Source organism: Stenotrophomonas nitritireducens, from assembly GCF_001431425.1.
Lineage (GTDB): Bacteria > Pseudomonadota > Gammaproteobacteria > Xanthomonadales > Xanthomonadaceae > Stenotrophomonas > Stenotrophomonas nitritireducens.
Window position 1 is genome coordinate 1 of sequence record NZ_LDJG01000047.1, and the last position, 726, is coordinate 726.

The following is a 726-nucleotide window of genomic DNA, read 5'->3' on the forward strand; positions in this document are numbered from 1 at the left end:
CAATTCGGCATACATGCGCTTGAGCCGGGAAAGCTCGCCTTCGACGTCCTTCAGGTGCCGCAACTGCGACACCTCCATGCCGACGTACTTGTTCTTCCAGATGTAGTACGTCGGCTCGCTGATGCCGTGCTTGCGGCAGGTCTCAGCCACCTTCGCGCCGGCCTCGACTTCCTTGAGGATCCGGACGATCTGTTCGTCGCTGAACTTCGCCTTCTTCATGCAGAGCTCCTGAATAGGGAAACTCTACTTCTGATTGGCTCGAATCAACGAGGACGCTTCAGCCTCGCAGAGCAAGATTCCGTCGAGCCGCAGGCGAGTAAGGGGCGGTGGTGGACGGAGATGGGCGAAGCCCGTACCGGTACAACACATATCTTGCCGTCTGCTCTACTGTGAATCAATGCGAATTGATCGCATGCCATTGATCTATCCGGCTCTTTTGATCTTATTCGCGCTAATTCGCACTCTGTTGCGCTAATTAGCGCGAATGCACCCACTAAAGGGCACTCGATGACCGAGGCACCAAAGGAAGCACTGTGCGACGCTGGTCGCGTCGTATTCCCTTAATGTCATCGCTTCGCCGTCCAGTTCTGGACGCCTGCCTAGGAGGCTCGCAGAGCGCCGCGTAGGGAGGGGCTCTGCGGAGGCTGTAGGGGCGTCTATGGGCTGCCTGCGGCCCGTTCTGGCTGTCGAGGTCTGCTCGGTGTCGATGGGGCGCGGTCGGTTGGG

Annotated in this window: 1 protein-coding gene; it reads right to left on the reverse strand. The window is 58.7% G+C overall.

Annotated features, from left to right (window positions below; genetic code table 11):
• The coding region (locus ABB22_RS17280) for a transposase (protein ID WP_057505434.1) at positions 1–219 on the reverse strand (219 nt) is incomplete at its 3' end.
• Positions 220–726: the final 507 nt, after the last annotated feature.